At 60.3% G+C, this 26,166-nt stretch carries 27 protein-coding genes and 2 pseudogenes; 18 read left to right on the top strand and 11 right to left on the bottom strand.

All coding sequences use genetic code 11. The features are described from left to right. Positions 1-97 precede the first annotated feature (97 nt). Positions 98-360: pseudogene (locus NKI18_RS27755) on the top strand (hypothetical protein); the annotation flags it as partial. Between the two features lie 29 nt (positions 361-389). Here the strand turns inward: NKI18_RS27755 and NKI18_RS27760 are convergent. Next, positions 390-545: pseudogene (locus NKI18_RS27760) on the bottom strand (hypothetical protein); the annotation flags it as partial. A gap of 35 nt (positions 546-580) precedes the next feature. Between NKI18_RS27760 and NKI18_RS27765 the strand changes: the two are divergent. The 5 genes from NKI18_RS27765 (at position 581) to NKI18_RS27785 (ending at position 7,395) form a co-directional block, all read left to right on the top strand. Further along, complete coding sequence (locus NKI18_RS27765; RefSeq protein ID WP_023678271.1) at positions 581-790, top strand: hypothetical protein; 210 nt, start codon at positions 581-583, stop codon at positions 788-790. Between the two features lie 463 nt (positions 791-1,253). Then, entirely contained in the window at positions 1,254-2,054 is an 801-nt protein-coding gene (locus NKI18_RS27770; protein ID WP_023678272.1) for a calcium-binding protein, read from the top strand. Between the two features lie 395 nt (positions 2,055-2,449). Continuing rightward, the gene (locus NKI18_RS27775; RefSeq protein WP_353021325.1) at positions 2,450-4,219 is read left to right on the top strand and encodes a type I secretion system permease/ATPase; all 1,770 of its coding nucleotides are present in this window, start codon (positions 2,450-2,452) and stop codon (positions 4,217-4,219) included. Next, a complete protein-coding gene (locus NKI18_RS27780) occupies positions 4,194-5,507 on the top strand; it encodes an HlyD family type I secretion periplasmic adaptor subunit (protein ID WP_353021259.1) in 1,314 nt (437 codons plus the stop codon). Before NKI18_RS27775 ends, NKI18_RS27780 begins: the two co-directional genes overlap by 26 nt. 670 nt (positions 5,508-6,177) lie before the next feature. After that, entirely contained in the window at positions 6,178-7,395 is a 1,218-nt protein-coding gene (locus NKI18_RS27785; protein WP_352457555.1) for a tyrosine-type recombinase/integrase, read from the top strand. Between the two features lie 450 nt (positions 7,396-7,845). Here the strand turns inward: NKI18_RS27785 and NKI18_RS27790 are convergent, their stop codons facing one another. From NKI18_RS27790 to NKI18_RS27805, 4 genes are all read right to left on the bottom strand, one after another. After that, positions 7,846-8,667, bottom strand: a complete 822-nt coding sequence (locus NKI18_RS27790; RefSeq protein WP_352914144.1) for a helix-turn-helix domain-containing protein — start codon at positions 8,665-8,667, stop codon at positions 7,846-7,848. 65 nt (positions 8,668-8,732) lie between these two features. Continuing rightward, entirely contained in the window at positions 8,733-9,608 is an 876-nt protein-coding gene (locus NKI18_RS27795; RefSeq protein WP_353021262.1) for an NAD(P)-dependent oxidoreductase, read from the bottom strand. A 79-nt stretch (positions 9,609-9,687) separates the two neighbouring features. After that, positions 9,688-10,008, bottom strand: coding sequence for a putative quinol monooxygenase (locus tag NKI18_RS27800; RefSeq protein ID WP_352914139.1), 321 nt, complete (start codon positions 10,006-10,008; stop codon positions 9,688-9,690). A 320-nt stretch (positions 10,009-10,328) separates the two neighbouring features. Beyond that, complete coding sequence (locus tag NKI18_RS27805; RefSeq protein ID WP_353021266.1) at positions 10,329-10,955, bottom strand: TetR/AcrR family transcriptional regulator; 627 nt, start codon at positions 10,953-10,955, stop codon at positions 10,329-10,331. A gap of 69 nt (positions 10,956-11,024) precedes the next feature. On the opposite strand from NKI18_RS27805, the gene NKI18_RS27810 reads away from it, so the two are divergent. The 4 genes from NKI18_RS27810 to NKI18_RS27825 all read left to right on the top strand — a co-directional run bounded on the left by NKI18_RS27810 (position 11,025) and on the right by NKI18_RS27825 (position 13,760). Then, positions 11,025-11,432, top strand: coding sequence for a hypothetical protein (locus tag NKI18_RS27810; RefSeq protein ID WP_353017902.1), 408 nt, complete (start codon positions 11,025-11,027; stop codon positions 11,430-11,432). Positions 11,433-11,476: 44 nt separating this feature from the next. Then, on the top strand, positions 11,477-12,745 hold the full coding sequence (locus NKI18_RS27815) for an NAD(P)/FAD-dependent oxidoreductase (protein ID WP_353017904.1): 1,269 nt from the start codon (positions 11,477-11,479) through the stop codon (positions 12,743-12,745). A 66-nt stretch (positions 12,746-12,811) separates the two neighbouring features. After that, positions 12,812-13,276 (top strand): DoxX family protein, encoded by a 465-nt coding sequence (locus NKI18_RS27820; RefSeq protein WP_502900776.1) that lies wholly within the window; start codon positions 12,812-12,814, stop codon positions 13,274-13,276. 79 nt (positions 13,277-13,355) lie between these two features. Further along, the gene (locus tag NKI18_RS27825) at positions 13,356-13,760 is read left to right on the top strand and encodes a VOC family protein (RefSeq protein WP_352914128.1); all 405 of its coding nucleotides are present in this window, start codon (positions 13,356-13,358) and stop codon (positions 13,758-13,760) included. A 189-nt stretch (positions 13,761-13,949) separates the two neighbouring features. Here the strand turns inward: NKI18_RS27825 and NKI18_RS27830 are convergent, their stop codons facing one another. Beyond that, positions 13,950-14,102, bottom strand: coding sequence for a hypothetical protein (locus tag NKI18_RS27830; protein ID WP_352914125.1), 153 nt, complete (start codon positions 14,100-14,102; stop codon positions 13,950-13,952). Between the two features lie 31 nt (positions 14,103-14,133). Here NKI18_RS27830 and NKI18_RS27835 point away from each other — a divergent pair, with 31 nt between their 5' ends. Both NKI18_RS27835 and NKI18_RS27840 read left to right on the top strand, forming a co-directional pair. Beyond that, a complete protein-coding gene (locus NKI18_RS27835) occupies positions 14,134-14,352 on the top strand; it encodes a hypothetical protein (RefSeq protein ID WP_352914123.1) in 219 nt (72 codons plus the stop codon). Between the two features lie 192 nt (positions 14,353-14,544). Then, entirely contained in the window at positions 14,545-14,832 is a 288-nt protein-coding gene (locus NKI18_RS27840; protein WP_352914121.1) for a hypothetical protein, read from the top strand. Between the two features lie 95 nt (positions 14,833-14,927). Here the strand turns inward: NKI18_RS27840 and NKI18_RS27845 are convergent, their stop codons facing one another. The 3 genes from NKI18_RS27845 to NKI18_RS27855 all read right to left on the bottom strand — a co-directional run bounded on the left by NKI18_RS27845 (position 14,928) and on the right by NKI18_RS27855 (position 19,032). Continuing rightward, entirely contained in the window at positions 14,928-15,845 is a 918-nt protein-coding gene (locus tag NKI18_RS27845; protein ID WP_352979961.1) for an NADP-dependent oxidoreductase, read from the bottom strand. 965 nt (positions 15,846-16,810) lie between these two features. Then, complete coding sequence (locus NKI18_RS27850) at positions 16,811-18,145, bottom strand: aspartate aminotransferase family protein (RefSeq protein WP_352974261.1); 1,335 nt, start codon at positions 18,143-18,145, stop codon at positions 16,811-16,813. Beyond that, entirely contained in the window at positions 18,142-19,032 is an 891-nt protein-coding gene (locus NKI18_RS27855; protein ID WP_353017840.1) for a MurR/RpiR family transcriptional regulator, read from the bottom strand. The genes NKI18_RS27850 and NKI18_RS27855 overlap by 4 nt, the downstream gene beginning before the upstream one ends. 79 nt (positions 19,033-19,111) lie before the next feature. Here NKI18_RS27855 and NKI18_RS27860 point away from each other — a divergent pair, with 79 nt between their 5' ends. The 6 genes from NKI18_RS27860 (at position 19,112) to NKI18_RS27885 (ending at position 24,289) form a co-directional block, all read left to right on the top strand. Continuing rightward, positions 19,112-19,969, top strand: coding sequence for a beta-keto acid cleavage family enzyme (locus tag NKI18_RS27860; protein ID WP_352974266.1), 858 nt, complete (start codon positions 19,112-19,114; stop codon positions 19,967-19,969). A gap of 147 nt (positions 19,970-20,116) precedes the next feature. Continuing rightward, on the top strand, positions 20,117-20,866 hold the full coding sequence (gene glnH, locus NKI18_RS27865) for a glutamine ABC transporter substrate-binding protein GlnH (protein WP_352974268.1): 750 nt from the start codon (positions 20,117-20,119) through the stop codon (positions 20,864-20,866). A 61-nt stretch (positions 20,867-20,927) separates the two neighbouring features. After that, the gene (gene glnP / locus NKI18_RS27870) at positions 20,928-21,584 is read left to right on the top strand and encodes a glutamine ABC transporter permease GlnP (protein ID WP_352974270.1); all 657 of its coding nucleotides are present in this window, start codon (positions 20,928-20,930) and stop codon (positions 21,582-21,584) included. Beyond that, positions 21,581-22,309 carry a glutamine ABC transporter ATP-binding protein GlnQ gene (glnQ, locus tag NKI18_RS27875; protein WP_352974272.1) on the top strand — a complete coding sequence of 243 codons (729 nt, stop codon included), beginning with the start codon at positions 21,581-21,583 and terminating at the stop codon, positions 22,307-22,309. The genes glnP and glnQ overlap by 4 nt, the downstream gene beginning before the upstream one ends. Further along, on the top strand, positions 22,299-23,357 hold the full coding sequence (locus tag NKI18_RS27880; RefSeq protein ID WP_352974275.1) for a C45 family autoproteolytic acyltransferase/hydrolase: 1,059 nt from the start codon (positions 22,299-22,301) through the stop codon (positions 23,355-23,357). The genes glnQ and NKI18_RS27880 overlap by 11 nt, the downstream gene beginning before the upstream one ends. Before the next feature lie 14 nt (positions 23,358-23,371). After that, the gene (locus tag NKI18_RS27885; protein WP_352974277.1) at positions 23,372-24,289 is read left to right on the top strand and encodes a MurR/RpiR family transcriptional regulator; all 918 of its coding nucleotides are present in this window, start codon (positions 23,372-23,374) and stop codon (positions 24,287-24,289) included. 271 nt (positions 24,290-24,560) lie between these two features. On the opposite strand, the gene NKI18_RS27890 is transcribed toward NKI18_RS27885, so the two are convergent. Both NKI18_RS27890 and iolG read right to left on the bottom strand, forming a co-directional pair. After that, on the bottom strand, positions 24,561-24,860 hold the full coding sequence (locus NKI18_RS27890; RefSeq protein WP_353021278.1) for a MurR/RpiR family transcriptional regulator: 300 nt from the start codon (positions 24,858-24,860) through the stop codon (positions 24,561-24,563). A 299-nt stretch (positions 24,861-25,159) separates the two neighbouring features. Next, complete coding sequence (gene iolG / locus NKI18_RS27895) at positions 25,160-26,161, bottom strand: inositol 2-dehydrogenase (protein ID WP_353021329.1); 1,002 nt, start codon at positions 26,159-26,161, stop codon at positions 25,160-25,162. Positions 26,162-26,166 lie beyond the last annotated feature (5 nt).

Here is a 26,166-nt window from a genome sequence, read left to right on the forward strand (position 1 = left end):
CAGCGGCCGCAAGGACCGTGCTCAAAGGCCGGACATATGGACGCAAGCGATCGAAAACGACGCAAAACAACCGTTGCAGGCAGGGCGCCGTCCACATATGGATGGCGATTGGGATTGGGCGATTCCTGCATTGTCGAGAACGATGCAGGGAGAGCAGATCCTTCAGCCTGAAGAGGTGGCAGCGATGCTGCCGCTGCATGAGCTTGGCTGGGGAACCGACGGGCGAAAGAATTCGGGTGCGCGCGCAACACGGTGCCTCGGTATCTAAGCGAGGGCGGGACTGTTCCGTTTCGCAAGCCTGTGCGGCCGACCGCGTTTGACGGACTGGACGATTGGCTGCGGGAGCGCTTCTTCCCCCATGGCTCGGGCTGGATGACGATCTCGACCCGCTCCAGATGCGCCGGGAACGCCTTGCGCGGTCGCGCAGCACGTCGCGGCTCGCCTGTCGGTCTTGCGGCCTCGAGCTCGGACTCAATCGCGCCGAGCCCGGTCTGGATTTCGAAGGCGAAGGCCTGCTGGGCACGTTCGAGCTTCTCGGAGCTGCGACCGAAGCGGCGCGCTCCAGCTGCTTGACGATCCCATGAAGGTCGGCGATCCTCTCCTGGGCACGCTCGTTGAGTGTCGCCATCCGGACGATCTCGGCCTTGAGTGTTTCGCTCCGGAGTTGTTGCAGTTCGGCCTTCTCCGCCGCCATGGCGACGAACATCGCCTTGAGCGGATCGATTTCGTGGGGACGGGCCGAAGCGCTTCTCGTCATGACGCCGACAGGAGCTTGTTTTACACGGCCTGAAGCCCGCCTTTTGCGCCTGAGTCACTTCGCCACCGCCTTCCGGCCGGACGCCGTCGCCGTTCGGCTCGAACGCGCGTCCAGTCCATGCCTTCGACGAGCGCCATCAGTTTCGGCGCGGCAAGCCGATCACGCCGTTCTCCGCCAGCGGAACTTGTCCTCGTCCAGCGCTCACGGTGCGGGTATGCCGGCGTCGAGCAACAGAGAGAAGTTTGGGGCCCAACCAGGACGGCCCCGTTACGAAGTTCGTCCTAGTCTAGTCCCGGTTTGAGTGTCGAATCTTCATCGATTGCATCGGCGACCAGCGTCCCCGCCGCCTGCGAGCCCGCAACTGCTCAGCAGAAGGAAGTGAACGTGAGTGCATCCATTTCGTAAATGTGTGTCTATCCAAGCAATCGATTTCTCTAATTATCCGATGAGGAATATGAAACGCGTCAGGCAGGGTGCATCATTAGGAGTATTTTCGATGGCAAACATTATCGAGGGTGGCCCGGGTTCCGAAACACTCCTCGGCACCAAGCTTGAAGATTGGATGGAGGGTTTCGGGGGCAATGACTGGATTGACGGTCGTGGCGGCAACGACGAGATCTCGGCTGGCGCGGGCAGTGACCGAGCCCTCGGCGGCGAGGGTAACGACCGCATCTTCGGCGGAGATGGCTGGGACGATCTCTCCGGCGACAACGGCCGCTTCAACGCGCGCATCTCCGGTGAGGACAATGACAGGCTCAGCGGCGGTCCCGGCCAGGATGTCGTCTACGTGGGTGACGGCCAGGACACGTTGACCGGGGGCACCGACAGTGACACGTTCGTGTTCCAGTTCCACAATCCGGTGCCTGGGGTCGTCCCGAGTGTCGGGTCGAAGCCGGACATTTCCACTATCACCGATTTCAACCCGGCGGAGGACAAGTTCGCCTTCGATGCGGTGGGCCTCTACAACGACGGTTTTGGCGCGAACTTCGTCAACAACGCCAGCATACAGTCCGGCTACCCGGTGAGCAGCTTCTACAGTGGTGCGGCCTCGGGTGCGAACGGCGAACACGTCGTGGTGATCACTGGCGAATCTTTCAACTCTGCTTCTGAAGCCGCGAGTGCGATCTCCGGCGAGCACGCCGGCGACATCATTGTCTACCAAAGCAGCTACACCGACAGAGTCGCAACTCTGGCCTATGTCACCGCCGACAACAGCGCGCATGAGTTCGTCCACCTGGGCGGTGTGGTCACCGTGGCCGACCTAGGCCTGACCGCGTCGGACTTCACCTTCGTTTGATCCAGAAAACCCATACGGAACAGCGCCCCGCCCCCCTGGGCGGGCGCTTTCCGTTTCCGCTACTTGCGATGGGCCGGGGCGCCCGGGAGCAGTCGCAGCGTGTACAGCTTGACGAAGCCCTGCACGTCGCGCTGGTCGTACACCGAAATCTCCCTGAAGGCGTGGAGGCGGAAGCCTGTTCGGGCCCTTGCGGCCGGCCACGATGACGTTGCCCTTCCAAACCTTCAGCCGGACGGTGTTGTTGTTGACCCGCTCCATTAGATGCCAAACCAAACATATTCGGCGGGAGCACTGATCCTGAATCAGCGAGCGGATGCAGTCGGTCGCCGCTCGGGGAGCAATATAGGGAGCTGGGTCGCCAGATCCTCACGGAGACCTACGTGAGTAACCATTCCTTGAAGGATTCAGCTTTGAGACCTTTCCCTCTGACTTCCGCTATTTGGGGAATTCTGTTGATCAGCGGCGTGGTGAACGTGCTTGCGCTGATCTCGCCGGTGTTCATGCTTCAGGTCTACGACCGCGTTCTGGCAAGTGGCAGCGTATCGACGCTAGTGGGGCTCGTCGTGCTTGCTACAGGGCTTTATGCGTTCCAGTGCCTGCTCGACATTTTGCGCGCGCGCGTGCTGCTGCGGATTGGCGAGCGTTTCGATGAACAGTTTTCCGGACGCGTTCACGATGCGATCGTTCGCCTTCCGCTTTTAACGCCCATGCCGGGCGACGGCTTGCAGCCGCTACGCGATCTCGACAATGTTCGCGGATTCTTAGGTGGAAACGGCCCGACAGCGTTCTTCGATCTGCCATGGATGCTGATTTATCTTGGCATTTGCTTCCTCTTTCATTTCTGGATCGGCATGACGGCACTTATCGGGGCGATCGGTCTCACATCTCTGACACTCCTTACCAACACTCTCTCGCAACGGCCGATACGCGATACCATTGACCACAACATGGTACGCAATGGTCTACTGGAAGCAGCGCGCCGCAATGCCGAGGTCGTGCAAGCTCTCGGTCTCGCAAAGCGGATCGCTGCCCGATGGCACAAGGCCAATGCCAAGTATCTGGCCGCCAACCGGAAAGTCGGGGACGTGGCAGGTGGGCTGGGTGGCATTTCAAAGTCGCTGCGCGTGCTGCTGCAATCGGCCATTCTTGCCGTCGGCGCGTACCTTGTCATCAGGCAGGAGACTACGGCCGGGGTCATGATTGCCAGTTCGATCACGATGGGGCGTGCGCTGGCTCCGGTCGATCTGGCCATTTCAAGCTGGAAACCCTTCCTCATGGCGCGCCAGGGTTGGGCGCGGCTGGAGGACCTCTTGGGAAAGGTTCCTGAAACCGCTCCTGTTATGCCAATGCCTGCACCTGAACGCGAACTCCGCCTCGAAGGCGTGACAATCGTTCCGCCCGGCGAAAGGAAGCCGACCGTGACCGGCCTTGCGTTTGCCGTTCAGGCGGGAAGCGCACTCGGGATCATCGGTGCATCGGGTTCGGGCAAGTCGACACTCTCGCGCGCCATCGTCGGCGCATGGGCGCCGGTCGCCGGAAAGGTTCGCATCGACAGCGCAAGCCTCGATCAATGGGACCGGGAAGCGCTAGGCCGTCATATCGGCTATTTGCCGCAAGGTGTTGAACTATTCGACGGCACCATTGCCGAAAACATCGCTCGTTTTGAAGATAATCCTGACCCTGAGGCTATTGTCACCGCGGCGAAAGCAGCGGGCACGCACGAACTGATCCTCCGATTTGAGCACGGCTACGAAACTCCGATTGGTGAGGCCGGATCGGCACTTTCCGCCGGGCAGCGCCAGCGTATCGGTCTTGCCCGTGCTCTTTATCGAGACCCTTTCCTTGTTGTGCTGGATGAACCCAATGCCAATCTCGATGCGGAAGGCGAGGCTGCGGTTGTCAAGGCGATCGCCTCCGTGCGCGAGCGCAAGGGCATTGCGGTTGTCGTTGCCCATCGGCCGAGCGCCATCCGCGCCGTGGATTTGGTGTTGGTGATGGAAGGTGGACGGCAGCGAGCATTCGGTGCGCGTGATGAGGCGCTTTCCAAAGTCCTTAAGGGGGCAGCGATGGCATCAGGCGCTGGGGTCAAGGCCATCGAGTCTACACAGGATAACGAGCGCGCTGACATGGAGGATCCCGGTGTCCGGCATTCATCAGAACAATGACGTTTCCAGGTCCATTCGCCGGCACCTGGTGGCGGGCCTGCTGGCGAGCGTGATCTTTGTGGGAGGAGCCGGAGCCTGGGCGGCCTTCACGAATCTCTCCGGCGCGGTTGTCGCGTCCGGACACTTTGTCGTCGATTCCTATGTGAAGAAGGTGCAGCACCCGACCGGCGGGGTGGTGGGAGAAATCCTGGTGAGCGAAGGTGATAAAGTCAAAGCCGGCGACATCCTCATGCGGCTCGACGCCACCCAGACGCGCGCCACTCTCGCTGTAGTCACCAAGCGGCTCGATGAGCTGGCCGCCAACCTGGCACGACTCGAAGCTGAGCGTGACGATCTGGCGGAGATCGCCTTCCCGGACTGGCTGCTCGCCCGCAGAGATGTTCCGGACGTAGCTTCGGCAGTACATGGCGAGACGCGGCTGTTCGAATTCCGCAGACAATCCCGCGACGGAAGGCAGGCGCAGCTAGCGGAACGCATCACTCAATATGAGCACGAGATCGAGGGGCTCAAGGCGCAGGCAATCGCTTCTGAGAAAAGCACCGAGATCCTCCAAAAGGAAATTGCTGCCCTGAGTGGGCTGCGCGACCAAGGCATTGTCTCGGACCAACGCTTGAACAGTCTGAAGACGCAGGTTGCCACTTTCGGCGGCGAACGCGGTGAGAAGATTGCACATCAGGCACAGACGGCAGCCCGCATAGCCGAAACGCGCCTGCAGATCCTGCAGATCGATCCGGATTTCAAGACGGAAGTCGGCCAGGAGCTCAGAGAGGTTCAGGCGCAGGTTGGGGAGTATGTTGAGCGCAAGGTGGCGGCTGAACAGGAACTGCGACGGATCGATATTGTCGCGCCGCAGTCAGGCGCCGTTCAACAACTCGCAGTTCATACGGTCGGAGGAGTGATCACGCCCGCCGATCCGATTATGCTAATCGTGCCGGAAGGCGACGATCTTGCGCTTGAAGCACGAATCACCCCGAAGGACATCGACCAAATCCAGCTTGGTCACAAGGCCGTGCTGCGGATGTCAGCCTTCAATCTGAGGACCACGCCGGTATTGAACGGATATGTCAGCCGGATCGCAGCCGATCTGGCGACGGACGAAAAAAACGGCGTTTCGTATTACCTGGTGCGTCTGTCGGTTCCGCATGCGGAACTGACGAAGCTCAAGGACCTGACGCTCGTGCCCGGCATGCCGGCCGAAGCGATGATCCAGACGGGCGAGCGTACGGCGCTTTCTTATTTTGTGAAGCCGCTGTCGGACCAAATCAGTCGCGCATTCCATGAGGAATGAAAGTAACCACAGAAACATTTTGTTGGTATTCTTGTTGGTTGTTACGCTTGCATGAGAGTCATAACCGTCTGAAAACACAGCCATACTTTCCTCAGTTGGATTCCGCCTCTGACTCAGATTCGTGGTTCCACGGTCATTTTGCCCTTCCAAGTCGCCGACCATTCAGCTCTTGGCCTCGAGCGCATTAAGATACCCATCATCGTACACAAAGGCTGGAAAAGAGTCCGGTGTCTTGAGCGATCCTGAGGTCTGGAGACCTGGGGTGAGCCTGCAAGCACAGGGCTAGGACATGATTGAGCGTCTGCAATATTCGGACGGGTACATAGGAAGACAGGCAGGCGTCAAAAACGCGCTTTCAACGCGCTAAACCGATGCTACGCACCCCGAGCGTCTTGCCGCCCTCGCTCCCGCCGGTAGGAATCAATCGCGAGCAGGCTGCGACGTTCATCGGCGTAAGCTCAACGACCTTTGATGAAATGGTCCAGGACGGCCGGATGCCCCAGCCACGAATGCCGAGCAAGGGGCGCATTGTTTGGGACGTCGAGGAACTTGTATTGGCCTTTCGAAAGCTCCCTCACCGCCAAATCGGAGGAGCACCAAAGCTTGACGAAGATTCGCCGCCACTAGACAATCCTTGGGATCGAAAACCACGAACATGACGGATGAGCCCGTGAAAATCGATCTTAAGGGCGTAGTGAAGGACACTGATCGCCACGGCAATGATCGGTACTATTTTCGCGCACCGGGTCGGAAGAAGGTCCGGCTCCGTGAACCGACCGGCAGCGACGAGTTCCTCGAGGAACTGCGGTGCGCGCGCGCCGAGGTCACTTATGTTCGGCCCGGCACTCTTCCCGAGATTTGCCGGCGCCTCCCCAAGCCTTCCGAGCCAGCGAAGAAAGGCACGTTGCTGTGGCTTTGCCAGGAGTATTACCGTCGGGGCGGCACGGAAATCACCCAAGACACTATGGCGCGCCGACGAGCAATTCTGGAGCGCGTATGCGAATTACCTCATCCCCTCGAAGGTGACCCGGATCCTCAGTATCCCACCAAGGGATCTCTGCCATTCGCCGGTATGAAACGGTCTCATGTTAAGGAGATCAGGGACACCAGGCTCGACGCCCTTGGCGCGGCAAACAATATCGTAAAAGCCATCAGCGCGATGTTTGAGTGGGCAAAGGACACAGAGATTCCGGGCGTCGACTCCAATCCCGCCCGCGGCATCAGACGGCTAAAGAGCGGCGACGGCTGGCACCCATGGGACGTGTCGGAGATCGTTCAATATGAGAAGCGGCATCCGCTGGGTACCGCAGCCAGACGTGCGCTCTCGATCTTCATGTTTACTGGCCTGCGGTTGTCCGACGTCGCGATCTTCGGTCGACAGCACATCACGCTCGTCTACAACGAGGAGACCGAGCAGTGGGAGAAGTGGATCAGAATTAAGCCTGGGAAGACCAGTCGTAACAAGGATGCGGTGTTGGTGGAGCTCCCGCTTCTGCCCGAACTAGAGGCGGAACTTGAGCACACGCCCTCCGACCAGATGACCTTCCTGGTCAATGAGTATGGTCGCCCGTTCTCGGAGAACGGTCTGGGCAACAAGATGCGCCAGTGGTGTGATCAAGCTGAGCTGCCGCACTGCAGTGCTCATGGAATTCGCAAGGCCGGCGCGACGATCGCCGCTGAGAACGGCGCGACGCACGAGCAGCTGAAGGCGATATATGGGTGGACTACGTACCAGCAGCCCGACCACTACATCAAGAAAGCGCGTCGCCGGAAGGTAGCGAGAGCGGCGAAATACCTGCTGGTTATCGATCGAAAAGAGAACAAAATTGTCCCACTTTCTGAGGGGGTTGAAAGAGGTGGGACAAAAATGGCCAAAAAATCCAATTAAATCAACGGCCACAAAAGCCAATGGTGGGCCCGGAGGATGTTTGGAAAACGAGCGTAATCAACAAGTTAGAATCCGGTGGGACCACGCTGCATTCAAATCCGTTCTAATATTTTTCAATGTTTTTGTCCCACCAAACGCGCCTCGCTCAAAGTTACTGGCGCGACAACGGACGTCGATATCGAGCGATTTCCCTTCGGCCAGATTACGTGCTCGAGCGCCTTTCTAAATGGATCAGATCATCCTGAAGGGTGGAGTTCCCGCGGAGTGGCCAAAGCGGCAGGGGTTAGAGCTGCGGTCGCGCTCAGAGGATAGGCTCGACGCGCTCCTATTGACGATAGCGCTCCAGCGATTCAAACCCTCACATTGAACAAAGTTTTCGGGGTTGATCGTTTCGGCCGGCTTTGCAGTGGTTCCAGAGCAACGGAGCTTCCGCCGCGTTACTCGGCCGGTTCAACCGACTACTGACTTTCGGCGAGTCAAAGCCGGCGATTTCAACTCGTAGAAGTGAGCGGACCGTCTCGCCAGCTCGCGAAATTCCGTTGGTGTCAAACCTGTAAAACGGCGGAACTCATGAACGGCCTGCGATTGATCAAAGTAGGCCTCATCGACAAGCTGCGTAAATTTCTCGTTCGGATCTTGCAATATCGCTTTGATAGTTCGTCTCAACCGCGCAAGTTGGCGAAAGCGGACCGGCGAATTTGCCGTCGCTCTCCTGAAACGGCTCTCAAGCTGTCTCTCGCTCAGCCCCACAAGATCGCAGATTTTGGAGATCGACGATGTTCCCGTCTCGAGAAGTCGGAAGGCGGCATCGATGCGCCGCTCTGGTCGGGGATTGAGACGTTGCTGCAGAAAATGGTTCAGCAGGCGGACCCGCGTGCTGTCAAGCGCCGTGGTTACGATTTGCTCCGTCAGACCCGTTGCCTCTTGTCCCCAGATCACCTCGAGAGGAACAAATCTGTCTGCAAGTTCGGAAACAGGTACTCCCAGGAGATGTTCTGCCATGCCCGCACGTATGCGGACAGCAAAAAAGTGAAATCCCGGCGCGGCCTCCGGGTGAATGGGCTGGCTGCGGCAGCACAAAACATGGGCCTGCGGCGGCTGCTTCCCGTTGAGCAGAAAGCCTGGTGCGACGTGAAAGAATATCTCAGCTCCGCCTGGGCTTGGCCAGAACGGCATGAATTCGATGTTTTCGCCAGGATTGGTCTCACTTGACCAGTAGCGATCAACCACGTGACCTATCGATTCGATCGGGCGATAGGATATACTCAGCATCCAAGCCTCTTTATCCACGACTTATTTGTTACGTCAGTTCTGCAGTCGCCCATCGCATACACAGACTATGTTGGCTCAGTGTACAGGCGCACGATGCCGGTTATGTTATCATCGGCCATGCCGCGATCAATCCCATGCTGGAAAACCTCGCGGGCCGCAGTAGTCAGAGGCATATGCTTTGAAGAGCCCGCGCCCGCCATAGCGATTACATATCCAAGGTCTTTGTCCACGAGTTCTACTGGAAACAACGGTGCGAACGTGCCCGCGCGCATGGAGGTTGCCATCGTTTTCGCCGCTGGGCTGCTGGCGGGCGTCGTGCCAATAATCTCGACGGCTCGATCGACATCGGCGCCCAGCCGTTGCAGCAGGCCAATGATTTCGGCCATTGCGCCAACTTGGATAGCGAGAAGAGCGTTGATGGAGAGCTTCACCATGGCGCCTGCCCCGACCGGCCCAGCGTGATGTACTGCCGTCCCCATGGCTTTGAGCAGCGGTTCTGTTCGCGCAAGGACGTCCTTCTCGCCGCCGACGAGATAGATCAGCTGGGCCGCCTCCGCCTGGGGGCGCCCGCCTGCCACCGGTGCCTCAAGGAAGGCGACGCCCCGAGCCGATACGGCTTTGGCGAGCTCGCGGATCCAAACCGGCGTCAGTGTCGAGCTCTCGATCGCCACCGCGCCCGCCTTGAGCATACCAAATGCTCCCGTGTCCTCGTCGAGCCATATTTTCCGTGATGCGATATCGTCTCGAACCATGGCGATCACGAAATCTGCTTCTGCCGCGGCCTCTCGCGGCGTGCCGGCGAGACGTGCTCCTGTGGAGATGAGCGAATCCGCCGCCCCCTTTGACCGGTTCCACACCGTCAAGCGGTGCCCTGCCTTGAGCAGATTCGCGGCCATGCGCGACCCCATCGCTCCAAGTCCTAGAACTGCCACTTCAGCCATCGGAAATCCTTTCCGTCCGTCGTAAGTTGTATGAAGAGCCAATCCAGTTGTGTGGTCGACAGCTAAATGGCGAACACGCTTAGATCGCGTGACTGTCCCCTGGCGCAGCTACGTATTCGGCAAAAACCACCAACGCGGCTGCCGCAGGCGGCTCTCTAAGTAGGTCATTGAACACGGATAGCGCATTGCGCACATAGGGAGAGGCCATATGAGACTCCCAAGCCGCATGATCGCGGTATTGTTCCACGACATAAAAATGCGTGGTGTCGGATGTGCTCTGAGCGGCCTGATACGACACCGCGCCCGACTCAGCGGATGTCTGCCGCGTGAGATCGATGAGGATGTCACGGACGTGATCGACGGTCTCGGCCCGAGCGAGAAGGTTGACGATGAACATCATTGGCAGACCCTTGTTGATGCTGGAATGCTAGCTCGGCGAAGCTGCGTCGCATTGTAGAAATGCGAAATGGCAGCGAAAACATGCCGATCAGTTCGACTTTCTTTCAGAATGAAACATTTTTGGTCAGTCGAGCCGGTCCGGAGCTTCATGACTGCTTGACAAGAAGCTGGGCCGGCAAGGCTCAGAACCGCGAGTGGATGTCCATGATGTTTCTCGAGCGAGCCTATTCGATCTCATAGCTATGAACTACGGGATCACACTCGTCACCAGCTCTTCTGTTCGCTCAGATCTACTGATTGATTAGGGCCACGAGGTCCCGATCACTTTGCGTCGGAATTCGCGGGCTCAATCCTGATGATGGCCGCCCTAGCGGCGTCTGTAATGATGGCGCAGACAGCAGCGACGGGCCTCGCCCCGGCGAGCATCCGAAACATCGCGCAACTGGTAAGTGCGAATATGAAATCCACGGCATCGCGTCGGTCGGCAGGCGGCACCTGTTCGCCTGCTATTCGTGCAACCAGCTCTTCAATTGACTGTCTCCGACGTTCGTTGCGTTCGAGAAGTGCTTGGGCAAATTCCTGATCGATCGCCATTGCGTCATGGAGCCGGGCCACGGCTGGATCGCTGCCCCAGAAGTCACAGAAGACCGCGATCAACCAGTCGAGACCTTTCCAGGGGTCCGCCTCTGCCATCACGTCGTTGAGTCGCACGAGTCGTCCTCGTCGTGCGATGTCGTCAAAAACGGCCTCGAGCAATCCGCGCCGCGATCCGAACTGGTTATAGACCGTAAGACGCGTCACATCGGCAGCCTTTGCGACCGCCTCCAGCGAGAAAGCCGTGATGCTATCCGCTTCGCGAAGGAAACGGGCAGCGGCCTGAATCACCCGTTCCTTTTTTTCGGTGGCCGCCTCAGCCCGCGCCACGCTGACATAGGAACGTCTCGACACATCTTCACCTCTTGAATTTCATTAAACATGCTGTATATCTAATTGCGTGACGTTCACAGGATTAATGTCATGCAACTGGCGCTGATTATAGCCATATCGGTCCATATTCTTGCCGCCACGTTCTGGGCCGGCTCCACATTCGCGTTGGCGCGGATGGCGGGCCATGGCAGCGAACAGCTCTTCGTTCCGCAACTGCTTGCGGCCGTATTCGCAATCGGCGCCGGCGCCTACCTTTGGCACGTGCTGCACGAAGGTTCCTTCGGAACCATGGAGCAAATTGCTGGCGGCCGGCGCCGTGGCGGCAATTCTTGCCCTCGGGATCCAGGCGGCGGTTATCGGTGGCGGCTGCGGCTATTGCGCAGACCCGGGAGCGGCGACAACACAAGCGCGCTATCACGCGTCGCCGTCGCCCAGCGAGGCGCGGCCATTCTGCTCGCGATCGCGGCTGTGACCATGGCCGCGGGCCGCTACGCCTGAAGATCGAATGTGCAAGAGCTGAGACCCACCCAAGGAAGCCCGTCATGTCTTCGTCGCCGACCTCAACGTGTGAAACCTATGACATCGTCGTGTTGGGCGCTGGCTATGCGGGACTGATGGCCGCTCTTCGTCTGGGACGACGCCGGCTTGGCCTCCGCGTCGCGTTGATCAACGCCGAGGAGCAGTTCGTAGAGCGTGTGCGGCTGCAGGAATCGATGGTCGCTGCGGTCAAGCCGCGCATCGCGTCCATCTCCACTTATGTGGCGAGAACTCCCGTCGAGTTCATTCGCGCGCGCGTGCTCTCGCTCGACCCGGTTCGGAACAGGATCAACATAGAGGCCAAAGGATCAGTGCGCGAAGTCGGCTTTACCCAACTTATCTATGCGCTGGGGTCGCATGTCGACACCGACAACGCGCCTGGCGCGTCGCAGCACAGCTTTCGGCTGGACCCCGGCGACGGTCCACGCTCTGCCGCAGCACTGCGAGCTGCCCTGCACCAGCTTGCCGGAGGGCCTGCCCGCGTGCTCGCCGTCGGCGGTGGGCCGCTTTCGATCGAGGCGGCTGGCGAGGTCAAATCGACATGGCCTGACATGGACGTGACGCTCGTGAGCGGAACGCGTGCCGGAGATTTCACGAGCGAGAAGGTCCAAGCCGTACTCAGGCGCGACCTGGCGAGACTGGGCGTCGCACTTGTCGATGATGAGCGCGTCAGCGAGATCAAAGCGAGCGAGGTGGTCACAGCGAACGGACGCCGCTTCCGGCACGACATCTGCATTTGGGCGGCGGGCATGCGCGCGCCCTTGATCGCCAGACAAGGCGGACTCGAAGTCGATGCTCAGGATCGCGTGGTGGTCGGCACGGACCTGCGGTCTGTTTCCCATCCCTCCATCCTGGCGGTTGGCGATAGCGCCCATCCTAACGGGTCAACCGGGGCTCCATTTCGACCATCCGCCCTGACGGCCGCAGTATCCGGCGTCTACGCCGCGGAGCAGGCCGTGGCCCGTGTCACCGGCAGGCCCATTCGGCCGTTCAGTTTCTCCACCTTCGCCCAGGCGATTGCGGTCGGCCGGTTCGCCGCATTGTTTCCTCTTGACGCCAACGACAACCCAATCCTGTTCGTGATGGGCGGACGCTCAGCGCGGTGGTTACGCGACATTCTCGTCTGGCTGGTGCTGCATTTCATCACCTTCGAGCGGCTCCTGCCGGGCGTTCAGACATGGCCCGGGCACAAGCGTGCGACAGCTCCCTTAGCGGGCGAGGCGGGCAGTGTCGGATCGGCTGCTCAGCCCGGATATCAACGACGCCGATCTTAGCTGACGTAGCAAGCGGGGCGGAATTTTTCGGCGGCCCGTTGCAGCAAAAGAGTTGCAGCAAAAGAGATGAGCGGCCCCACGGAGAAATCCATCCGGTTCAAATTTGATCTCACGGCATTCATGGGAACATCCATGTCACGCAACAAAAGCAAATGGGCCTACTGGATCAGCACGGCGCTTCTCTCCCTCATGTATCTTGGAAGCGCGTTCTTTTATCTCACTCATTTTGCTAAGGTACAGGCCCTGTTCGGCACACTCGGTTATCCCGCCTATCTCGTCCCGCTCCTCATTGTCGTCAAGCCCCTAGGTGTTCTGGCCATCTTTTCGCGATTTAAGATCGCGCTCTCCAACCTGGCCTACGCGGGAGTTTTCTATCACCTGCTGCTTGCCCTCTCCGCCCACCTCAATGCCGGCGATTTTGGCTTCGGGCCAGCCCTAGTCGGCCTCACTGCGCTCGCCGTATCCTATTTCACGCAGAACGCCGCGCGAGCCAGAAGGGCACCTCCAATCCCTCGACAAAATGTCGCTTGATTTCACTATACATGATGTATATCCACATTGTGGCAAGGCGCTAGGGTAGCGCGCGCTGTTCCCGAAGAGAGAGAAAGTAATGGCCAAAATGATGATTGTGAACCTGCCTGTCCGTGACCTGTCAGCGTCGACAGCGTTCTACGTGGCGCTAGGCGGCACCGTGAACCCGCAGTTTTCGGGCGAGAAAGCCACCTCGCTCATGTTCTCCGACGCGATCGGAGTGATGCTGCTCACCCACGACCACTATAGCGAATTCACCAAACGCCCAATTGGCGACGCACGGCGCGACAGCCAGGCCATGATCGTCCTCACTGTCGATGACCGCGACGCTGTCGATGCAACGCTGACCAGCGCCGTTGCGGCGGGCGGCCGCGCCGATCCCAACCCGGCACAAGATCTTGGCTTCATGTACAACCGCCACATTGAAGATCCAGACGGTTATGTTTGGGAAATCGTGTGGATGAACCCGGCGGCGATGGCTTGAGTCAGTCGATCCAAGGCGAGGTGCAAATTCGATCGCAATCCCAAAACCCCGCCCATTAGCCACATAACGAGCACGATCCCTACCCCCCAATTTAACAGTAGAGATCGCCTTCAGAACCTTGGCACAACGCTTGCTCCAGCTAGAGAAAGTAGAAGCAGCATTGCAAGTGTTGGCCTCCACTGACAGCCGCTACGACCGCGCTTTCACGCTCAGCTGCCGCACGATGTTGGCGGTCTTGCGGATATCGGTTTCGCTGAGAGCGACGCCCATGGTCGAGGCGATCACCAGGAGCCGGGCGTTCAGCTCGCGGTAGCGCGCGTCGCCTTTGCGCGTAAGCTGCACAAGCTTGGAGCCCCGGTGTTTCGGATTGTCGATGAAATTCGACCAGCCTCTCGGCCGCAAGCTCATCCGCCAGCCGCTGCATCCGCTGGCGGCTGGTAGGCCGCATCTCGGCGATCTGCGGCACGGTCAGCGGACCAAGCAGCGCGAGGCTTCGCATGAAGGCGAACGCACCGCCCCTCCAGCTGGTGATAAGCCCCGTCTTCTGGCCGACAGCCCCTATCCTGAAGAAGCACTGGGCCACTTCGTCTAGACAGTGATCTGTCGGGTCCCAAGCCAATTTCCGCTTGCCGCGCTCCACGTTATTGCAGGACGTTCAAATTTGAGCTTCCGCACTCATGCTTTGTCGAGAGTATCTCCTGTAGTCACTTAAACCTTCTGCGCCGCAAGGTTCAGCCATTCTGAATGGCCGTCGGCAACGATGATGAAGAAATAGGAGAACGCGATGACTCGCAGTCACGTTGAACGTCTTGATGAATTCAGGGAAATCCTGGTCGCGACTCGACGCGAAGGAGTCCGTAACGTGCACCATACTCGCGACGCAATGCGGGCAAGTGGCTTTCAGATCGGGGACAGCGACGGCTCCAGCTACGGAGCCGAGCTGAAGGCGCTCCAAGAGGAAATTGAGGCAGTCGATCGAGCCATCGAAGACGAGAAGCGGCTGGCCTTGGCCCTCGAGAGCGCCGCTCAATCCCGACGACCGACCAAACCGAGAATCGTGAAGGGAACATAGATTTAGATACGGCCCTTGTCGCCCGTCGATCGCCTGCGGCACCCGGCCGATCCGGATAGCGCCGGCCGGCCGGTGCATCGATAGGCGCGTGACGCTCACGGACGAACGCGTATGATCGTCTTCCCCGAGCGTCGCTCGGTCGGGTTGAAGGCGGAAACGGCATCGTCGAGGGTCGAGATGTTGCCGATGTTCGTCCGCAGTCGCCCGTCCCGCACCCGCTGGACGATCTCACTCAGTTGAGCACGATCGGACTCGACAACGAAGTCGACTGCCAGGCCATTGGCGGGCTGCGCCTCGGCCGGCCCGACGACTGTCACCAGTGTTCCTCCGGTTCGAATTAGGCCAGCGGATCGCTTCTGGATGTCGCCGCCGATGACGTCGAACACCAGATCGACGCCGCCGATGTCTTCCAGTGCGTCGTTCTCGAGGTCAACGAACTCGTTCGCGCCGAAGTCGAGCGCCTTCTGACGGTCGGCAGAGCGTCCAGTGCCAATGACGTAGGCGCCGGCCTCTCGTGCGAGTTGTGTCACCATCGATCCGACTGCGCCGGCCGCACCGTGTGCAAGGACGCTCCATCCGGCCCGAAGGCGGCCGTGGTCGAACAGACCCTGCCACGCAGTCAGGCCCGAGATCGGCAAACTGGCGCCTACCGTAAAGTCGACGTCGCCCGGCAGAGGCGCGAGGTTACGTGCCTCGACGGCCACATACTCCGCCAGGGTGCCGTCGCGATACCAATCGGCGAGGCCGAACACCAGCTGGCCCACGGACAGTCCCGTCGTGCCGTAGCCGAGGGCGGTTATCACTCCGGCTAGCTCGTGCCCGGGGATCGATGGCGTTCGGTCACGGTCAACGCGATCAGTCCAGGTCGAGGGCCATGTCAGCTCAGTCGGGACGAATCCCGACGCATGAACCTGAACCACGACGTCGTTTATAGCCGCCTGTGGCTCGGGGCGTTCCACTAGCTTCATCCCGGCCGTTCCCGCGGCCTGATCCGTTACTACGATTGCCTTCATCGGAATTGTCTCCTCCGTGATTTGCCACGTGGCGATGGCCGGTAGATATGTCCGGCTCTGGTCATGAAACAGGACCAAGATTGGCGGGAATGATGGTACCGTTGCGCCATGGGCACTATGTCCATTCCATGTCGACCGCGCCGCGAGGACGCCGCTGGCGACGCAGATCTACAGGGCGGTTCGGGACGCCATCGCGACGGGGCGGCTAGACCCGGGAACAAAGCTTCCTTCCCGGACCCAACATTGCAAGACAGGAAATCATTTGACCCTAAGGCCGCAATCGCCATTACCCGTCATATTATTTCTAAATTATTTGCCTGTGGGGGGCTAGACCCAGGCCGGCTTCGAGCCATAGTTCCGGCTCGGCAGAAGTCACAGCGCATTCTCCCGAGGTCGCGGCGACCATCCCATTCGTACGCCGTTACCGCCTTTTGCCGCACACTCCGCCAACGGCCTTTCCAGCCTTGCAACGCCTGGACTATATGTGGCTGCCAGAACCTGACTGACGAACACGAGGACAACGGAGCATAAGGGCAGGCATAATCTCCCCTCCCCCTCTTATGGATCAAGTATCGTAAACTGAGCGCGGGAACATAGCGTATCTGAATTGGCCCACTTCAAAGCGGAGATGGCCATAACTAATTGATATTGAACAGTTTTGGTGGACCCGGAGGATGTTTGGAAAAGAAGCTAAATCAAGCAGTTAGAATCCGGTGGGACCACGCTGCATTCAAATCCGTTCCAATATTTTTCAATGTTTTTGTCCCACCAAACGCGCCTCGCTCAAAGGCGTCTAGGATGGCGGAACGAGAAGCGCCTGCAGTGTGCTACGTGACGCTATTGATAGCGCTAGAAACGGACATTTTACGTCGAGCGTGCAGAGGTCCTGAGTGGGGCCGGAGAACGAAGTCGCCTAACGGTGGATGAGCTGACGTCACGTCGCTGCCTTCAAACGCAGTTCCGGTCTAGTTTGGTGATGTTCGCAATGCCGCCTCGATGGCATCGCCGAGCCGTTCCACGATCGCGTCGATGGCCGGTACGTCGCAAATGAACGGCGGAGCCAGAAGCACGTGGTCGCCATTGATCCCATCGATCGTGCCGCCCATTGGATAGACTAGGAGGCCGCGCGCCATAGCTTCCTTCTTGATCCCCGCGTGCAGCTTCCGTTTGGGGTCGAAGGGCACCTTGGTCGAGCGATCCTCCACCAGTTCCACGCCCATGAACAGGCCGCGCCCGCGAATGTCACCGACATTGGGATGGTTGTCGAAACGCTCGCCAAGCCGACGCGACAGATGCACGCCCATGGCTCTGACATTGTCGAGAAGCTTGTCGCGGGTGATGACGTCCTGAACGGCAAGTGCTGCCGCGCAGGCCATCGGGTGACAGACATAGGTGTGACCGTGCTGGAAGAGACCCGAGCCGCTTGAAAACGCGTCGAATATTTTCTGGCTGAGCAGAACCGCGCCGATTGGCTGGTAGCCGCCGCCCAGCCCTTTGGCGATCGTCATCAGATCGGGGGCAATGCCTTCCTGCTCGCAGGCATGAAGCGTTCCGGTGCGGCCCATGCCGCACATCACCTCATCGAGGATCAGAAGAACACCGTGGCGGTCGCAGATGTCGCGGACCCGACGGAAGTAGTCGGCCACCGGCGGCACCGCGCCCGCCGTCGCGCCGACCACAGTCTCGGCAACGAAGGCCATCACCGTTTCGGGGCCGAGCTCGAGGATCTTGTCCTCCAGCGCCTGCGCGGCGCGGCTGGCATAGTCTTCGTCCGTCTCGCCGGCTTCCTGGAAGCGATAGGCGAAGCATGGATCGATGTGGTGTGTGTCGATGAGCAGTGGCCGGAACTGCGCGCGCCGCCATTCGTTGCCGCCAGTCGCCAGGGCGCCGAGCGTGTTGCCGTGATAGCTTTGCCTGCGCGCGATGATATTGCGTCGCTGCGGCGCACCGGTCTCGACGAAATATTGTCGCGCCATCTTGAGCGCTGCCTCGACCGCTTCCGAGCCGCCGGAGACGAAATAGGCGCGGCTGATGCCGGCCGGAGCGTTGGTGACAAGCCGGTCAGCCAGGGCCTCCGCCGCCTCGCTGGTGAAGAAGCTGGTATGCGCATATGCCAGCGTGTCGGCTTGCCGGTGCATGGCGGCGAGGATGTCAGGATGGCCGTGACCGAGGCACGAAACGGCGGCTCCGCCAGAGGCGTCGATATAGGCGCGGCCATCGGTATCGAACAGTTCAATGCCCTTGCCGCCGCTGGCGACGGGGAGCGTGGCGTGTATCTGGCGGTGCAGAATATGAGTCATGCTTTTCTCCAGCCACGCGGTGGCAATATGTGGATGTCGAGCTGCGACAGCTGGTCTTCGGTGCGGCGAATGGCGGCGAGCGATTTTTCCCCACCCTTGCCGGCGATCAGTGCGGCGAGAATCTCGCCGATGATGAAGGCTGGCGACATGGTGTGGAAGAAGGACGGGCTGTCTGTCGAAACCAGAACCGACAGCCCGGCCAGAGTTGCAAGCGGTGACACGACGCTGTCGGTGACTGCGATCAGCGGAACGCCGTTGGCCGCGGCACGGCGGGCAAGATCGACCGTGAGCCTGGTGTAGGGGGCGACGCCGACGACGAACAGAACATCCTTGGCGGTGGCCAGGCGGATGGCGTCGGTGCCGGCTCCTGCTGCGGCGTCCAGCATCACTGCCTTTTCACCGAGGAAGGACATGACATAGGCGAAGTGGGCGGCAACCGGGTGGCTCGACCGCAGTCCAAGGCAGAATATCCGGCGCGCCGCGTGAAGCTGTCCAGCCGCGGCAGCCAGCGAATCGAGCACGTCTGGGTCGCCGAGACCAGCAACCTGCGCTGACAGCGACGCGATCATCTCGGCGGCCAATGCCCGGTCGCCGACTTGTTTTTGTCGGGAAAGCTGCGTGCCGGCCTTGCCGGCAAAGCCGAGTTCCCCCTGCCGCATGGCGTTGGCATAGAGCGAGCGCAGCGGCTCGTAGCCGTCAAAGCCCAGCCGTTTTGCCAGACGTGTCATCGTCCAGGGTTGCAGACCGGCGCGGCGCGCCTGTTCGCGCATCGACAGCAGCGCGATGTCTTCGGGATTGTCGAGAAGATAGCGGGCCGCGCCCTGAAGCTGCGTAGGCAACGTGTCGAAGACCTCGACAATGGCATCGGTGAGCGGCGCACGGATCATGGCGCAAGCATAGACGCGATCGCAAGACTATGCAACATACGTAGCATCAATTTTGCATATGCAACAAACGGAGCAGGCGGTGAGCGATACGTCAAATCAACCGGGGGCGCCCGTGCAGGCAGACCCCGTCACCATCGCCGTCGCCCCGAATGGCGGCAGACGCACCAAGGCGGATCATCCCGCCCTGCCGATCACCTCCGACGAGTTGGCGAGGGTTGCCGCGGCCTCGCTCGATGCCGGGGCGGCCATGATCCATGTCCATGTCCGCGACCGCGACGGACGCCACCTCTTGGACGCGGAGGCCTATCGGGCCTCGATCGCGGCGATCAGGGCTCGCATTGGCGAAAGGCTCGTCATCCAGATCACCAGCGAGGCCGTGGGCGTCTACGCGCCCGAGCAGCAGATGCGGGTGGTGCGCGAGGTGCGTCCCGAAGCCGTCTCGCTGGCATTGCGCGAATTCGTGCCTGACGAAACGCATGAGGCGGGTTTCTCATCGTTCCTCGAATGGCTGCGCGCAGAGAGGATCGTGCCGCAGATCATCCTCTATTCTGCCGGCGAGGCGTCATATCTGCAGGCGCTCGCGAGGCGAGGCATGATTCCTTTTCAGAACCTGCCGGTGCTCTATGTGCTCGGTCGCTACACGGTCGGGCAAACGTCCCGGCCCGCCGATCTGCTGCCGTTCCTCGCGGCCGACATTGCGGCATTCAGGCATTGGATGGTCTGTGCCTTCGGCCGGCAGGAGACAGCGTGCGTGACGTCAGGCGCGCTGCTTGGCGGGCATGCGCGTGTTGGATTCGAGAACAATCTGTTCCTGCCGGATGGAGCGCTGGCCTCAGGCAATCACGATCTGGTAGCGGCCACGAAACAGGCAATCGAGGCCTGCGGGCTGGCGATCGCCGACGCAGACACATTGCGTGTCCATTGGGCGGGCATCTAGACCATCGGATTCCCTAGACGGTTTTTCACCTGGGTCCGATGCAAATATTTGATGCATACGGTTTGACAATGCATTTTGCATTTGCGAGACGATTGTGACGGTGTTACGGTTCTCAACGCAAATTCCAACAAAAAGGGGAACCCGGACATGAAGTTCGCATTTGCAAGTCTCACCGCCGCCGCCGTTGCGGCAACGCTTATCCTTGGCCAGCCAGCCCGTGCCGACGACCTGATCGTTGCGACAGACACCGCCTTCGTCCCGTTCGAATTCAAGGAGGGCGACAAATATGTCGGCTTCGACATCGATCTGTGGGACGCCGTCGCCAAGGATATCGGCGTCACCTACACGCTCCAGCCGATGGACTTCAACGGCATCATCCCTGCGCTCCAGACCAAGCAGGTCGACGTCGGACTTGCCGGCATCACCATCAAGGACGAGCGCAAGAAGGTCATCGACTTTTCGGATGGCTACTACGACAGCGGCTTCCTGCTGATGGTGCCGATCGATAGCCAGATCAAAGGTCCGGAGGATCTCGTCGGCAAGACGCTGGCCGTCAAGACCGGCACGTCGGCGACCGACTACGCCAAGGAGAATTTCAAGGGAACGGAACTCCGCTTGTTCCCGAACAGCGACAACGCCTATCTCGAAGTCGCGACCGGCCGCGCCGACGCCGCCATGCATGACACCCCAAACGTCCTTTACTACATCAAGACCAACGGTCAGGGAAAAGTGAAAACCGTCGGTCCGCAGATGATGGCCCAGCAATACGGCATTGCCTTTCCGAAGGGCAGTGAACTTGTCGCCAAGGTCAACGCTTCGCTGGTCAAGCTGAAGGGCGACGGCACCTATACCAGCATCTACAAGAAGTGGTTCGGCGCCGAGCCGCCGAAGAGCTGATCCCCAGGGTTTCCCAGCGCGCCGGCATTCCGGCGCGCCTTCCTCGAAGGAAAAGCTTCTCATGGATTTTGATTGGTCCGTCATCTGGCAAGCCCTGCCGGAACTTTTGAAAGGGGCTCGCCTCACCGTGCTGATCGCGCTGGCCGGGCTCGCCGGTGGGCTGGTGATCGGCTTCGCCGCCGGCCTGGCGCGCGCCTACGGCAATGTCGTCTTCAACGCCATGGCCTTCGTCTATGTCGAGATCATACGAGGCACCCCCATCATTGTGCAGGTGATGTTCATCTATTTCGCCTTGCCGATGCTCGCCGATATCCGGATCAATCCTCTGGCAGCCGCCATCATCGCGATCATCGTCAATGCCGGCGCTTACATCGCTGAAATCGTGCGCGGCACATTTCTGTCCATTCACCGGGGATTGCGGGAAGCCGGTCTGGCGCTTGGACTGCCGTTCTGGAAGGTGCTTGTCTACATCATCGGCCCGCTCGCCTTCCGTCGCATGATCCCGGCGCTCGGCAACCAGTTCATCGTCAGCCTGAAGGATACGTCGCTCTTCATCGTCATCGGCGTCGGCGAACTCACGCGGCAAGGCCAGGAAATCATGGCAGCCAACTTCCGCGCCGTCGAAATCTGGTCCGCCGTGGCGTTGCTCTATCTGATCATGACCGGCGCGCTGACGCTGATCCTGAGAGTGACCGAAAAGAGGATGCGCATCCTGTGAGCATCGTGGAGTTCAGGAAAGTCACAAAGCGCTTCGGTCAGGTAACGATCCTTGACGAAGTCGACCTGTCGATAGAGCCCGGCGAGAAGGTCGTTCTTATCGGCCCTTCCGGATCCGGCAAGTCGACGCTGCTTCGCTGCATCAATGCGCTGGAGGAGATCAATGGCGGCGATCTCATCGTCGACGGCATCAGCGTCAAGGGCAGCGGCCGCTTGGTCCGGCTGATCCGCCAGGAAGCCGGCATGGTCTTCCAGCAGTTCAACCTCTTTCCGCAGATGACGGCGCTTCAGAACGTTGCCTTTGGCCCGCACCGCGTGCGCGGCGAGTCGCGCCACGAGGCGCGCAAGCAGGCCATGGCGATGCTGGCCAAGGTCGGGCTCTCCGACCGCGCCCACCACTATCCGAGCGAGCTTTCCGGTGGCCAGCAACAACGCGTCGCCATCGCTCGCGCGCTGGCCGTCAAGCCGAAGCTGATGCTGTTCGACGAGCCGACGTCGGCGCTTGACCCCGAACTCAGGCATGAAGTACTGCGTGTCATGCAGGCGCTGGCCGAGGAAGGCATGACCATGATCGTGGTCACCCACGAGATGGCCTTCGCCCGCAAGGTCGGAACCAGGCTGATTTTCATGGAAGGCGGCAAGATCGCCGTCGACGGCGAGCCGCAGCAGTTGCTCGAAAACCCGCAAAACCCGCGCTTGAAAGAGTTTCTGCAGCATGTCGCCTGACGCCGGCCGCCGGCTTTCCTTTATCGCTGTCGCAGGTTCGCCCTATGATGTCGGAGCGGCTCTCGGTCGCTTCGGTCGCGCCGCCCTGCATGGCCATTTGCGCCATTCTGCTGCATGGCGCGAACTGACCGTACGCCGCGCCGATCCGCGCATCGGCCTGATGGCAACGATCGTTCGCGAGCGGTTTCCACGCTGCTGGGCCGAGTTGGAAGGTCTTGCCGTCGGCCTGGAACTGCCTTTCGACGATGTCTTCCTGTGGAACTGTCGCGGCGACATCTGGGCGATGGCGCCGGATGGCTGCACGACCGTGCAATTGCCCGGCTCCCCGCATGTTGTCGGGCACAATGAGGATGGCGACCCGGACTTTGCCGGCCACTGTGCCCTGGCCCATGTGGCTTGCGAAGGCGGCAGCACGTTCACGGCTTTCGTTTATCCCGGCTCGCTGCCTGGGCACACATTTGCCGCGACGTCGGCCGGACTGGTTCAGACCGTCAACAACCTCAGGCCGCTGGCTGGCGGCTCCGGCACGCCGCGCATGGTCCTGACCCGGGCGATACTCGACGCGCCAAGCCTGGACGCGGCGGCGGCGCTGCTCAAATCGGCGCCGCGCGCCGGCGCATTTCACCTGACCTTGGCCCAGGCCGGGGACGAGCGGCTTCTCAGCGTTGAATTCACCGCTCAGGCGCTTTCCGTCGACCGGGTCGAAGCGGCGCGCGTCCATTCCAACCATCTCATCCATGCCGACACCGGACGCATATCGCAGGTCGTCACCGGATCATCCGGCGCGCGCCAGCGGCGAGGCGAGATGCTGCTTGGTCAAGCGTCGGAGCCGGATCCGCAAAGGCGCGCCGTTGGCATATTGTGGGACGCGGTCGACCCGGAATTGCCGATCTACCGCACTGACCCGGACGACGGCGACATCGAGAACACGCTGGCCAGCGCGGTGTTCCGCATCGGGGCTGACAAGGTCGAGTGGTCTGTCTACGATAGACCGCATGAAGCAGCTCGCTTCGAAATGCGGGATGGGCTGGTACCTGTCGCGACGTGAACAGGAGCGGTGCGATGCCAGAGGAACCCGTTGCCGAGCCGCCGCGCACCATCGAGGATCTGAGGGCGCTCGCGCTCTCGGTCGGCCGTGACCAGGCGGGCTTTTCACTCGGCTCGAAGGCGCACGACGTCTTCGCCAAGCTGGTGGAAGCACCGGAGCAGTCGGCGGTCCGTTCGATTTCGGAACTTGCAAATCAGTTCGGCATCAATCCGTCGACCCTGACCAGGCTGGCGAAGCGTCTCGGCTTCGAAGGCTTCAGCGATTTCCAGGCCGTCTTCCGCAAGGCCATCGCCAATGACCAGCAGTATTTCTACAGTCGCCAGGCCGGACGACTTCTAGCGACGCGGTCCGTCGGTAATGCGGAGATCGAGGTCTTCGAGCGGCTGGCGCGGGAAACGGCGGCAAATGTCGACGGCTTCCTCGGCCAGTTGGATGGCGTTTCGCTGCAGGGGGCGACCAGGCTGCTGGCCAGCGCTCGCCGCGTGCGCGTTCACGGCGTGCGTCAATTCCATTCCCTGGCCAGTTTTCTCACCTATTGCCTCGGCATGGTGCGCTCCGACGTGGCACTGCTGGACGCGCCACGGCTCGGCGTCGCCGAAGCACTGTCGCAACTTGATCGGGGCGACATTGTCATCGTCGCAAGTTGTGCGCCCTATACGCGCAGCGTTGCAGAGGTTGCTCGAATCGCGGCGGCGAATGGCCAGGCCGTGATCGCGATCACGGATTCCCGATCCTCGCCGCTCGTTCCTCCTGCCGAGCATGCCTTTTTCATCCCTCACGCCAGCAGCTTCTATTCGAACAGCATGGGCGCTTATGTCGTTTTTTGCGAAGCGCTGCTCAACCTTGTCGCCCGGGAACTCGGCGACAAGGCGCTGAACTCGCTAGCCGGGCGTGAACGTCTGATCGCCGAGATGAACATCGAGGTCGGCTGATCCACGGCTTGCGACGGTCCGTTCTTGGCGCGAGCGCGACCTTCAAAGGCTGGTCAGCCGCGATGTCTGCTTTCGGGCGGAGGCAAAGTTCGCCTCAACGGCCGACATGAGGCGCAAAGCCGACGTTCAGCGAGCTAATCTTCTATTTCCGATTGGGCACCACTGCGAAAGTGAGCGATGCCCGCCTTGAAAGGGGTCGAACCAAGGACCGATCATCGGTTAGGTTCACGTTGGATAACGGTGATTTATGGCGGTTATTGCGGCTTTCCTGTCAGCATAGGGTGTCCGCGGCTCGTATCGAAATCTCCCGGATGTGCTGACGGAAAACCTGTCGGAACTCCCTGAAGTTATCGAACCCGAGAGCAGTGGCCACTCTGACCACGGTTGAGGGCGACACTCCGCATCGGTCCGCAAGCGATTGCGCGGTGCCGAATGCTACAATTTCCGGATGGGCGAGAGCCGTGCGTGCGACGCGCTCCTGTTGCTCTGGGAGGCTAAGCCTGGTTGCTACAATCATATCCTTTAGCTCGGCGATGGTCGTCGGGTTTCGAATGGTTTTTTCCGTGCTCATGATCGTGCTTCCGGTGCATGTTCGGCTATGACTTATTGGGAAGGGCCGTCGGAGGTTGACATCTAACCCCTGAACTTTGCCTGGATGGAACCACAGGCCTGCGCCATGTACTCTCTCGGAGGCGTCCGCACCATCGTTGAAGCTGATATCCTGCGGCCGGTACCTGTAGTTGCAGCAGCTCGTTGATCAAGTCCTTCGCGTGCACCATCCTCCGGTAAATCAGTAGTATGCGGCGGCTCGATCCGAAGCTCGGGGGGCCGCTAGATCGGACAGGAGGAGGATTTTGCTTCTCCGAACGGTCAGCCAAGAACCTCTGCCAATTTCACGGGGAATCCGTTCTTTGCAGACTGGGTTGCAGCTTCCGCCATGGCGAGTGCTGCTACACCATCATCAAGGTTGACCGGCAGAGCCGAGCCTGTCTTCACAGCGTTGACAAATGCTGCCCATTCCGCCGCATAGGCGGGCATGTAGCGTTCGAGGAAGAAATAGGTGGGCTTTGCGCCGGTGACACCGGAAGTCGTGGACTTGACCAAGGTGTTTTCCAAGATGTTCTGCGCCTGTAGCAGCCCTTCGGAGCCGAGAAGCTCCAGCCGCTGGTCATAACCATAGACGGCTCGGCGGCTGTTCTTGATCACGGCGATCCGGCCATCCGCATAGGCAAGGGTCACGACGGCGGTATCGACGTCGCCTGCCGCGCCAATTTCCGAATCGACAATCGATGTACCCACCGCCGAGACGGAGACCGGCGCTGTCCCCATAATGAAATTAGCCATGTCGAAATCATGAATCATCATGTCGCGGAAAAGACCACCCGAAACCTTGATATAGGCGATCGGCGGCGGCGCGGGGTCGAAAGAGGTGATCGAGAGCAGTTCCGTCTTGCCGATTTCACCACGGTCGGCTGCTGCCTTGAGAGCCGCAAAGTTGGGATCGAAACGGCGGTTGAAGCCGATCATCACCGGCTTGCCGGTAGCGGCGGCCACCTTCTGACAAGCCTGTGCCCTTGCAAGGCTGAGGTCGACAGGCTTTTCACAAAGCACGGCCTTGCCCGCTGCCGTCGCCCGCTCGATCAAGTCGGAATGGGTATCAGTGGAGGTGGCAATCAGCACGGCATTGATGGCGGGATCATTGAGGATCGCATCGGTCGAGCGGGCTTCGGCGCCATACTGGGCGGCGATCTTCTCAGCGGCGGCCTGTTTGATGTCGGAGACAGCCACAAGGCGGCTGCCGGGATTGGTGGAAATGGCGGTGGCATGGACGCCAGCAATACGGCCTGCGCCCAAAAGGCCGACGTTCAGGATGGTGG

Origin of the sequence: Mesorhizobium sp. M0800 (assembly GCF_040320095.1) — a bacterium.
GTDB lineage: Bacteria > Pseudomonadota > Alphaproteobacteria > Rhizobiales > Rhizobiaceae > Mesorhizobium.

What these genes read in the sequence shown, in the direction of transcription:
- NKI18_RS27795 (WP_353021262.1), bottom strand. Translation starts at nt 9,608, where the DNA reads ATGGCTGAAGTGGCAGTTCTAGGACTTGGAGCGATGGGGTCGCGCATG.
- NKI18_RS27770 (WP_023678272.1), top strand. Translation starts at nt 1,254, where the DNA reads ATGGCAAACATTATCGAGGGTGGCCCGGGTTCCGAAACACTCCTCGGC.
- NKI18_RS27790 (WP_352914144.1), bottom strand. Translation starts at nt 8,667, where the DNA reads ATGCTGAGTATATCCTATCGCCCGATCGAATCGATAGGTCACGTGGTT.
- NKI18_RS27800 (WP_352914139.1), bottom strand. Translation starts at nt 10,008, where the DNA reads ATGATGTTCATCGTCAACCTTCTCGCTCGGGCCGAGACCGTCGATCAC.
- NKI18_RS27890 (WP_353021278.1), bottom strand. Translation starts at nt 24,860, where the DNA reads ATGAGCACGGAAAAAACCATTCGAAACCCGACGACCATCGCCGAGCTA.
- NKI18_RS27855 (WP_353017840.1), bottom strand. Translation starts at nt 19,032, where the DNA reads ATGATCCGTGCGCCGCTCACCGATGCCATTGTCGAGGTCTTCGACACG.
- NKI18_RS27835 (WP_352914123.1), top strand. Translation starts at nt 14,134, where the DNA reads ATGAAATTCGACCAGCCTCTCGGCCGCAAGCTCATCCGCCAGCCGCTG.
- glnP (WP_352974270.1), top strand. Translation starts at nt 20,928, where the DNA reads ATGGATTTTGATTGGTCCGTCATCTGGCAAGCCCTGCCGGAACTTTTG.
- NKI18_RS27845 (WP_352979961.1), bottom strand. Translation starts at nt 15,845, where the DNA reads ATGAAGGCAATCGTAGTAACGGATCAGGCCGCGGGAACGGCCGGGATG.
- NKI18_RS27815 (WP_353017904.1), top strand. Translation starts at nt 11,477, where the DNA reads ATGTCTTCGTCGCCGACCTCAACGTGTGAAACCTATGACATCGTCGTG.
- NKI18_RS27880 (WP_352974275.1), top strand. Translation starts at nt 22,299, where the DNA reads ATGTCGCCTGACGCCGGCCGCCGGCTTTCCTTTATCGCTGTCGCAGGT.
- NKI18_RS27825 (WP_352914128.1), top strand. Translation starts at nt 13,356, where the DNA reads ATGGCCAAAATGATGATTGTGAACCTGCCTGTCCGTGACCTGTCAGCG.
- NKI18_RS27885 (WP_352974277.1), top strand. Translation starts at nt 23,372, where the DNA reads ATGCCAGAGGAACCCGTTGCCGAGCCGCCGCGCACCATCGAGGATCTG.
- glnH (WP_352974268.1), top strand. Translation starts at nt 20,117, where the DNA reads ATGAAGTTCGCATTTGCAAGTCTCACCGCCGCCGCCGTTGCGGCAACG.
- NKI18_RS27840 (WP_352914121.1), top strand. Translation starts at nt 14,545, where the DNA reads ATGACTCGCAGTCACGTTGAACGTCTTGATGAATTCAGGGAAATCCTG.
- NKI18_RS27765 (WP_023678271.1), top strand. Translation starts at nt 581, where the DNA reads ATGAAGGTCGGCGATCCTCTCCTGGGCACGCTCGTTGAGTGTCGCCAT.
- NKI18_RS27820 (WP_502900776.1), top strand. Translation starts at nt 12,812, where the DNA reads ATGAGCGGCCCCACGGAGAAATCCATCCGGTTCAAATTTGATCTCACG.
- NKI18_RS27850 (WP_352974261.1), bottom strand. Translation starts at nt 18,145, where the DNA reads ATGACTCATATTCTGCACCGCCAGATACACGCCACGCTCCCCGTCGCC.
- NKI18_RS27810 (WP_353017902.1), top strand. Translation starts at nt 11,025, where the DNA reads ATGCAACTGGCGCTGATTATAGCCATATCGGTCCATATTCTTGCCGCC.